This window comes from Camelimonas sp. FR25, from assembly GCF_059740505.1.
Window position 1 is genome coordinate 1 of the sequence record NZ_JCAWFG010000029.1, and the last position, 8,415, is coordinate 8,415.

At 59.8% G+C, this 8,415-nt stretch carries 9 protein-coding genes and 2 pseudogenes; 6 read left to right on the plus strand and 5 right to left on the minus strand.

Translation table 11 applies throughout. The features are described 5' to 3' along the window. Window positions 1-162: 162 nt before the first annotated feature. The 4 genes from AC6A67_RS03630 to tnpA all read right to left on the minus strand — a co-directional run bounded on the left by AC6A67_RS03630 (window position 163) and on the right by tnpA (window position 2,794). Complete coding sequence (locus AC6A67_RS03630; protein ID WP_498035200.1) at window positions 163-468, minus strand: hypothetical protein; 306 nt, start codon at window positions 466-468, stop codon at window positions 163-165. Beyond that, entirely contained in the window at window positions 468-2,033 is a 1,566-nt protein-coding gene (gene tnpC / locus AC6A67_RS03635; RefSeq protein ID WP_498035201.1) for an IS66 family transposase, read from the minus strand. The genes AC6A67_RS03630 and tnpC overlap by 1 nt, the downstream gene beginning before the upstream one ends. A gap of 72 nt (window positions 2,034-2,105) precedes the next feature. Then, window positions 2,106-2,453 carry an IS66 family insertion sequence element accessory protein TnpB gene (gene tnpB / locus AC6A67_RS03640; protein ID WP_498035202.1) on the minus strand — a complete coding sequence of 116 codons (348 nt, stop codon included), beginning with the start codon at window positions 2,451-2,453 and terminating at the stop codon, window positions 2,106-2,108. Beyond that, the gene (gene tnpA, locus AC6A67_RS03645; protein WP_498035203.1) at window positions 2,450-2,794 is read right to left on the minus strand and encodes an IS66-like element accessory protein TnpA; all 345 of its coding nucleotides are present in this window, start codon (window positions 2,792-2,794) and stop codon (window positions 2,450-2,452) included. The genes tnpB (AC6A67_RS03640) and tnpA overlap by 4 nt, the downstream gene beginning before the upstream one ends. A gap of 7 nt (window positions 2,795-2,801) precedes the next feature. Between tnpA and AC6A67_RS03650 the strand changes: the two genes are divergently transcribed. The 3 genes and pseudogenes from AC6A67_RS03650 to tnpB (AC6A67_RS03660) all read left to right on the plus strand — a co-directional run. Beyond that, a complete protein-coding gene (locus tag AC6A67_RS03650; protein ID WP_498035204.1) occupies window positions 2,802-3,032 on the plus strand; it encodes a hypothetical protein in 231 nt (76 codons plus the stop codon). A 1,903-nt stretch (window positions 3,033-4,935) separates the two neighbouring features. Next, window positions 4,936-5,253 carry a transposase gene (locus AC6A67_RS03655; protein WP_498035205.1) on the plus strand — a complete coding sequence of 106 codons (318 nt, stop codon included), beginning with the start codon at window positions 4,936-4,938 and terminating at the stop codon, window positions 5,251-5,253. A 73-nt stretch (window positions 5,254-5,326) separates the two neighbouring features. Then, window positions 5,327-5,461 (plus strand): annotated as a pseudogene (gene tnpB, locus AC6A67_RS03660) (IS66 family insertion sequence element accessory protein TnpB); the annotation flags it as partial. Window positions 5,462-5,506: 45 nt separating this feature from the next. On the opposite strand, the pseudogene AC6A67_RS03665 reads toward tnpB (AC6A67_RS03660), so the two are convergent. After that, a pseudogene (locus AC6A67_RS03665) lies at window positions 5,507-6,000 on the minus strand (IS6 family transposase); the annotation flags it as partial. Window positions 6,001-6,734: 734 nt separating this feature from the next. Between AC6A67_RS03665 and AC6A67_RS03670 the strand changes: the two are divergent. From AC6A67_RS03670 to AC6A67_RS03680, 3 genes are all read left to right on the plus strand, one after another. Next, window positions 6,735-6,899, plus strand: coding sequence for a hypothetical protein (locus AC6A67_RS03670; RefSeq protein WP_498035206.1), 165 nt, complete (start codon window positions 6,735-6,737; stop codon window positions 6,897-6,899). A gap of 58 nt (window positions 6,900-6,957) precedes the next feature. Next, window positions 6,958-7,341, plus strand: a complete 384-nt coding sequence (locus AC6A67_RS03675) for a hypothetical protein (protein ID WP_498035207.1) — start codon at window positions 6,958-6,960, stop codon at window positions 7,339-7,341. Window positions 7,342-7,840: 499 nt separating this feature from the next. Further along, entirely contained in the window at window positions 7,841-8,278 is a 438-nt protein-coding gene (locus AC6A67_RS03680) for a Ros/MucR family transcriptional regulator (protein WP_498035208.1), read from the plus strand. Window positions 8,279-8,415: the final 137 nt, after the last annotated feature.

Below are 8,415 nucleotides of genomic sequence, written 5' to 3' on the forward strand. Positions count from 1 at the left end.
AGTGGAAAATTCCAGTTCAGAATGGTCCGATTTTCGGGGAGCAGGTCAACCGGCGGCGTCGCCCCCGTCACCGCCGAGCGCCGCAAGACCGCACGCGCTGCCAAGGCTGCGAAGACCGTGAGCGTCCGGCGAACGCATTTTTGGGATGTCGAGAGATGGAACCTATAGGCCGCGTTTCATCTCATCAGCCATGATGCGGTCGATTATTTCAGCATCGCACTGGGCGTCGATGAGGAACTCGCGGATACCGCCGTCCCACGTCCTGATGTCGGCGAGGAGGCTTTGAAGCTCGTCGATGCCATTCCCGGTCAGGCCCGTCGTGCCATCTTCAGTGCCATCGCAAACGTAAACCAGTTCGCCCTCGGGGATGTTGTCCGGGTTTGCAGTCACTTCTTCGATCAGTTCGAGGTTCTCGCCGATCATGCCGGCGACCCGGCTGAGTGTGTAGATGACCCTCGAGCGCGCCATCAGGCGGCCTCGCGTCGAGGGTTTGCTGGCGTCCAGTTCCAGGGCAGCAGGTCTTCAATTTGATCCTTGGGGTGATCCTGGATCCGGGCGAGGACATCTGTCAGATACACCTCCGGATTTTGGCCGTGCAACTTGACCGTTTCGATGATGGTCAGGATGTTGGAGATGCGCTCACCGCCCTTGTCCGAGCCGGCAAACAGCCAGTTCTTCCTTCCGATTCCAAGCGGCCTCATTGCTCGTTCAGCGATGTTGTTGTCGATTTCGACACGGCCATCGTCGATGTAAACGCTCAAGGCTGCCCATCGCGAGAGGGCATATCGCATCGCCGCGGCCAGCCTCTGCTTCTGTGGCAAAGTTGAGAGCGTGGTTTCGATCCAGGCCTTGAGTTCGTCCAGAACGGGCCGGGCATGTTGTTGGCGCAGAGCACGCCGCTCGCCGACAGACATGCCGCGGATACGGTTCTCGATATCGTAGAGCGCTCCAATGCGCGACAACGCGTCCTCAGCAAGCGGAGATGGCTTCAGCTTGATCACATCATGGAATTTGCGGCGCACATGCGCCATGCAGGCGGCCTCGACGATCTGGTTCCCGTACAGTTTCTTGTAGCCCCCATAGCCGTCGGCATGCATGACGCCGCTGAAGTTCGCGAGGTGGTCAGCCGGATGCGCGCCCTTGCGGTCTGGGCTATAGTAATAGGCAATGGCTGCGGGCGTGGCGGATTGGTAGCCACTGCCGTCGAAGACGTAGACCCAGACCCTGCCGGTTTTTGTCTTGCCCCGCCCAGGATCGAGGACATCGACCGGGGTATCGTCCGTATGTATTCGGTCGAGCGCGGCGATATGGGCCCGGATCAGCAAGACAAGTGGCGTCAGCAAGGCGGATACGCGCCCGACCCAGTCGGCCATCACGGATCGGGAGATGTCTATGCCCAACCGGTCGTACATCTCAGACAGGCGGTAGAGGGGAATGTGATCGTCGAATTTGGCGACCATGATATGGGCGAGCAGCCCCGGCCCGGGTTTGCCGCGCTCGATCGGCAAGGTCGGCATCTCGCCGGCAACCGCCGTATCGCATTCCCTGCAGATTATGCGCTTTTCGACATGCCGGACAATCTTGACCGACGCCGGCACGTGCTCCAGCACCTGGACCACCCTGTCGGCCGCCTTCAGGAACGACGTACCACCGCAGGTCGGGCAATTGCAGGGAGCCGCATAGACCAGTTCTTCGGTGGCGAGATCATCGGGTAGAGGCTTGCGCTTCGGCTTCCCGGATGCGTCGTCCAACTCCGGCAGAGGAGTTGTGCCGGAGCGCAGTTCCGCCTCGGCCCGGCAGGCCTCGATCTCCTCCAGCATCAGCTCGAATTGCCCGATCTTCCGGTCGATCTTTTCCGAAGACGCGCCATGCTGCCGATGTCGGAGAAGCTCCAGTTGCGCGCGAAGAAGCCCGATTATGGTGTCTCGCTTGACGACCTCGGCTTCCTGGCACACAAGTTTCGCCGCCTGTTCCGCGACGAGCGCGCGCAAGGCAGAGAGATCGTCCTGACTGTCCGGCGGCGCTGTTTCCATACTTGCAGATCTAGCCGATTTATCTCTGACGCGCCAGCGCTAACCCTCGTATGCCACTGCAAAATCTAGCTTTTATCCCGTTCGACCGGGAGCGGACGTCCACGCCGGGCGTCGCCAGTCTATCCCCTCAACGAGCATGGAAAGCTGCGCCTGCGTCAGGTGCGCTACACCCTCTTTCGCCGTCGGCCAGGGAAAGTACCCGCGCTCCAAAATCTTGTAGAATAGGCAGAACCCCTGGCCATCCCACCAGAGAAGCTTGATCCGGTCGGCGCGCTTTCCGCGAAAGCCGAAGATCGCGCCTGAGCCCGGCGCCTCCTTCACGACCGTTTCGACCAGCGCCGACAGGCCATCGATGCCACGCCGCATATCCGTCACTCCGCAGGCCACGTAGACCCGCACATTCCCCGATGGTCCGATCATGCCCCCTCCACGCAAGCGACGAGCGGGCCAAGCAGCTTCAGCTCAACATCAACCGGAACCTTCAAGCTCCGACCGTTTCGAAGCAATACCTCGACGAGCGCCGACCTCGTTGCTGCGGTAGACGGCTGGCTTACGCCAACCTCCCCGGTGATTTCCACCGGAAGGAACACGGCCGGCCGATCGGCATAGCTGAATGATTGCCGCCACAAGCGGATCTGGCCCGGATGAATGTCGTGCCGGCGCGCCACATCGCCCATGCGAGCTCCGGGCTCATCAGCTTCCGCAAGTATCCTCAGCTTCGCCTCGTCCGACCAACGCCGTCTGCGCTCGGTACCGGACATGATCTCTATGCGAGCCATGAAACCTCTTTGTTCTGGTATTAATGTCAGCACTAATGCTGGTTCTAATGCCAGAACATCCCCTGATTTGCCCGATCAGCAAAAACAGCTCACCGGACGCTCACCGAAGACCGCGGCGCCGGCCGCTCCGGCGCACAAGCCGCTCACCGAGGCACAGCGCAAGCGCATTGGCTTCTTCGTCGCCCGAGGCCGCGCTGCGAAGGCTACCAAGGTCGCCTGACAGTTCTAGCACACTCGCTCATCCAGGATCCCACAGCCGCCCTCCGGAGCGGCTTCCTGGGACCACCGGACACACCCTGGCGCCACCAGTGTGAATAATCAGAACGACTATTCACACTTCCAAAAGCACGGCCGACACCGCGCAAACCAGCCGGCCCCAAACCCGGGTGCCACCAGTGCGATAAATCAATCCGATTATTCACACTTCAACCAGACCGCCAGAAACCCAGCGAGATCCCTACACCCGGTATCTGCCTTCCCCAAAGGGCCGCCATTCTTTTGGCCAATCCGCGAAACCCGCCAACAGGCTAGGAGAATAATCAGGGACCATTATTCACACTTTCAGAGCCCCTGACGCCGACGCACATCCACTGCTTCAGCCCTCATCCAGCCGACCTGCAGAACAACCTGGCATGGAAACTACCCCCCATTATTCACACTTAATCCTGGAAGCGTTTCACGGCGGTGAACCGTCCTTCAGCACCTCTTCATGACGCCTAACCCCGCATCAGCCGACATCATCATTCACACTCCAAATCCAGACCCACCCACAGATAGCCCGACCATGGAACGAATTAAGGCAGTAAAATTCAGATGAATTTTCACACTTTCTGAAACCCCGTACCTCGGAGAAACAGGCCATCAGGACATCCAATCCGGCCAACATACACTGCCTTAACTGGCAGCGATTATTCACACTTTTAGTTGGAGCCAGCAGCCCCCTTCATAGAGGTTCCCAGAGCCAAAAACAGCTTCGCTCGCACACTTAATTCGAACCTATTATTCACACTTTTATCGGCACCTCTTCCGACATCCATAAACGAAATTAAGGCGCCTAATTTTTCAGGATTATTCACACTTTTCACCCGATCAGCGCGCAAGCCCACCCAATCCAAAATGTGTGAATAAATACCAGCATATTATTCACACTTTAAACCCCTCCCCTACCCTCATCCTCCTGCACAAATCCCTCGCTCAGAAGCCCAGGACGGCCATCCGAGAACTTCCCCCAACAACGCAGCCAGCAACAGCTCGCACCCTCTGACACGCCCTTAAAGCCGACCTGAGACACCCCTAGAAACGCTGGCTCACCATAGAGTTCACCAGCGTCCCCTAAAACGCGCAAAATAACCATTTTAAGCGCGCCCCCCCGTAAAGTATGAAGAAGCTATAAGCCTGCGGCGCCCCCCAAAACGGCCGCTCTAAAAGCTCGGCCGAGCCCCAATAACCCCCATTAAAACAGCCGGCCATCCAGAGCGAAGTCCTCGAGGCCAGCAGCAAATTCCACCCCTTTTTTCCTGCCGACCAAAACCCCAGCAATCGCAAGCCACAGGCTCGCTCTCCCCCAGAAGCCCCAATAAATAAATTGGCTCAATACCGCAAACGTTGTGTGTCCAATAGGACACACAGACGTTTGCCAGGTGCCTACGCACCTTATATCGGTCTCCTGACGGCCTCCAAATCCCAAGCTCCGCAACGGTTTTCCTCCCTGTCGCAGCCCTTCGGCTCGACGTGAGGCAAAACACTGGGGGAATTTGGATCAGGCCTGGAGACTATTATTCACACTTTTCGGCCCCCTCATTCGGGACTCGGAACCTGCCTCCGCAGTTCCAAGCTCACAAACATTTTTCACACTTATCGTTGTGCAAAATACGGGACCGAAAATCGCCGCGCTATCAGCCCGGCTCCATCTGAATATCGGCTGCTACCAGCCGCAACTTTTCACGCTCCGAGCCGAAGGATTGAGCCATCGAGCGACCGCAACCTGACGTTCTCCCAAACGACCCATTCACACTTTTGTTCGTAAGCGCGACGCCGATCTCCTTCTGCCATTTCTGGTCTGAAGCCAGCATTCTCCGCGCACACGTGCATCGGAGGTGTTGGATTTGGAGAGAGACGGCTCGATGGGTGTTGGAGCTTCGCGGCTGGAAGTGATCGATGGGCCGAGTGGTCGGCGGCAGCGCACAAAAGCCGAGCGAGCGCGGATCGCGGTGGAGAGCATGATCCCCGGTGTGACGGTCGCTGATGTGGCGCGCAAGCATGGAACGACGCGCTGGCAGATATACGATTGGCGCAAGCAGATACGCAAAGGTAATCTGGCGGCGCCCGAGAGCGTGGCGACCCTGCCTGTCTTCGCGGAACTGGTTGTTGTGACAGTTCGGCTGCGGCGCCGGCTGCGGTCGCCCGGTCGGATATTGAGATCGTCGTTGGCGATGTCGTGATCCGGGCGGGTTCTGGCGCCGATGAGGGGCAGCTGACGCGGGCGATCCGCGCGGTACGGGCTGCAGCATCGTGATGTTCGGTCATGGCGGGCCGGTGAAGGTCTTCGTGGCGACCCGGCCGGTGGACTTCCGCAAGGGCATCGATGGCCTGGCGCTGGCGGTGCAGGAGATGTTCGGGATGGACCCGTTCTGCGGAGCCGCCTTCGTCTGCCGGGCGAAGCGGGCGGATCGGATCAAGCTCTTGATCTGGGATCAGACCGGGATGGTAGACGCCGGCTCCGTCCGTGCCGATGCTGTCCGGGGCCAGCAGGGTGCATTCCTTCAGCGCCTTGCGGGAAAGCGTTCGGCCGCAGCAATATCCCGATTGGCTATCAGCGGGAAATCAACTGACGTCCCGTGCTTGCCAACGGCGCGGTAGAGATACCGCCATTCGCCACGGACCTTGATGCACGTCTCGTCCATACGGATTGATCCGCAATGGGGCTTGCGGAACTGGCGCAGGCGTTTCTCGATCATCGGCGCGTAGGCCAGAACCCAGCGATTTATCGTGGCGTGGTCGACATCGAAGCCGCGCTCGGCGAACAGGCTTTCGAGGTCGCCGTAGCTGAGCGGATAGCGCAGATACCGTGTCACCGCCTGAATGATCAGCGCCGCCTTGAAATGGCGATCCTTGAAGTCGTCCCAGGCACAACGTTTGATCTTTTCGGCGAGGGTGTTCAGGCTCCTGGCATCGGTCTCCGGCGCCATCATTTTCGCCCCGCTACCCACAACTCCGCGTTAGCGCCAAAAAACTTTGCGACAGACCCGTCAGGGGCGCCGGATAAGGCAATCACTTTTCAGCCTCGCCCTCGCAGTGTGGACCCGCGTCAGCCTCTACATCACCTGGGCACTCCCACACCAAGTCGGCGTCAGTGTAAGGCGTAAAATTCTGATCGGCCTCATTGGGCGGCACGAAAAAATCGTTGAATCCATCGTATGATGGAATCACGTCCCTCAGTGTGTTCGGACGCTCGGCCTTTGGCGATTTCGCATTCACGGCGCTGCTCCCATGGTGGGGTGGGGTCAGGAGGCATATTATGCGCACCAGGGATCCACTGGTAGAGGCGCTAGCACGCAATGCAGTGCACCGGGCCGAGGTCGCCGCCGTGTCGGGGCCCATGCTCAGCGAGCATGACGCCGCGCGCCTGATAGGCATCACCCCTCGCGAGCTCTCAAAAATCCGTCGCAGGCACGAGGTGGTCGCGGTCCGGCGTAATGCGAGGTGGGGTGTACCCTGGTATACAAATTTCGGACGGTCGTCTTGTGCCGGGTCTCGAGCAGATGCTCCCCATGATGGCGGCCCACGGGCCGTGGGTCATGCTGGATGCACTCACTGCCCCTGACAGTGCACTGGGTGGGCTGTCGGCTATTTAGGCGCTGCGTCGCGGTATGGTGGACGAGGTGGTGCGGGTGACACTGATCGGTCTAGGGGACGGGTACGCATGACAAGCGACGCACACAGGGACGCGCTGCCGCCCGAGGTGATCGCGCTCGCCAACGAGCTTTTCAGGGGGCGTGGCAGCAGTTGGATCGACGAGGTGATCTCCACGACCGGCCTCTCGTGGGAGCAGGAGGAGCACCGCCTGGGATTCTGGCTGTCCTGCTAGAGCGCCTGGTATCCACCCGGATCAATCATATCAACATGGCGCCCAGTGTGATTCAGTGATGATAAACACTGAGACACAAACGGAGGCGGTCGTCCCTATCTTCGACAAAAATGATTTTGCAGGGGTACCGAGCCGGCGGCTCTACTGGGCCCACAAGGCGTTTGAGGCCGCGCTCGACCACGCGGTCGGCGAGCGCGTGCGAGCAGATGGAGCCCTGGCTGCCGACCTCTGGTCCTCGCTCGCTGACACTGTCTGGACAGGGCCTGGTGGGGAGACCGTCACCTACTCCTACCGCGAGGCTGCGCGCGTAGTGGCGTGGGTCCGGGAGGATGGCGACGATATGGTGTGGTACTGCATCGCCGAGCCGGCCGTGATCGCCCCGTGGATCGCCACCGCCATGGCGAGAAGTGGGTGGATCCCGCGCCCTCGACAATCACCCTAAAAACGAACAAAACGGATGGCAACCGCAGTGACTTACGGCAATCTGGCGACTGAAGAACAAGGAGCGCAGCATGAGCATCTTGCTCTCCCCGATCGTCATCGCCGCCACCGCCATCTAGACCGTAGGCCCTCTTATGTCCGACACATCCGCAGGCAGCGTCGTCGCATCTGGCACTGCCCGAGCTTGAGCGAGCGTTTTGGTAATCGTCATCGCATGGGCTGCCTATCTGGTGAGCCTGCCCTTCGTCTTGAAACACAGTCCGTGGTTCCACCGAATGCGTCGAAGTGGCAACGCCTTATGATTCCAGACGTTCGAGAAACGATCTAAACTGGTGAATGGCCTCTTTTTATTGGGGTGTTTATACTTTGCGGTTGGCCCGCCCCAGCTGGGGGGCGCACGCAACTGCGCCATGTTTGACCGGTGTTTTTCGTATGAAGCAGAACAGACCTGTGTAATTTAACGCAGGATCTGCTCACGAACACATGCATGAAGGGCCACGATGCCACACCAAGCTCAACCGCAGGATCTTGTGACCTACACGGCCGAAATCGTCGCCGCGTATATCGCCAATAACCAGGCAGACGTCAGTATTATCGGCGATCTGATCAACAGCGTTCACGGGTCGCTCGTCAGACTGGGCGCTGGCGAACCGGAGCCGGTGGCAAAGCCGCTGAAGCCCGCCGTGCCGATCAAACACTCCGTGACCCCCGACTACATCATCTGTCTGGAAGACGGAAAGAAGTTCAAGTCGCTCCGGCGTCACCTGCGCGCGTCGTACGGGCTGAGCCCTGAGGAATACCGGGCCAGGTGGGGCCTGCCGGCAGATTATCCGATGACCTCCCCGAACTGTGCCGCAGCCCGCTCCGCCCTCGCCACCTCAAGTGGCTTCGGCAACAAGGGTCGCTCGCGAGATGCCTCCGCGGTCGAGGCCCCATAGGGGGGCACAGCTTCTGCTACCGGCAGCCCCAAGCGCGGAGCGGCTAAAGCGCCCGGGTGAGAGCGGCGGGATCTGGGTATGGAGCGCCTCACGGGTTGCGCTGCCAGTCTGGCCGCAAGGAGCGCTTCACCTGGCAA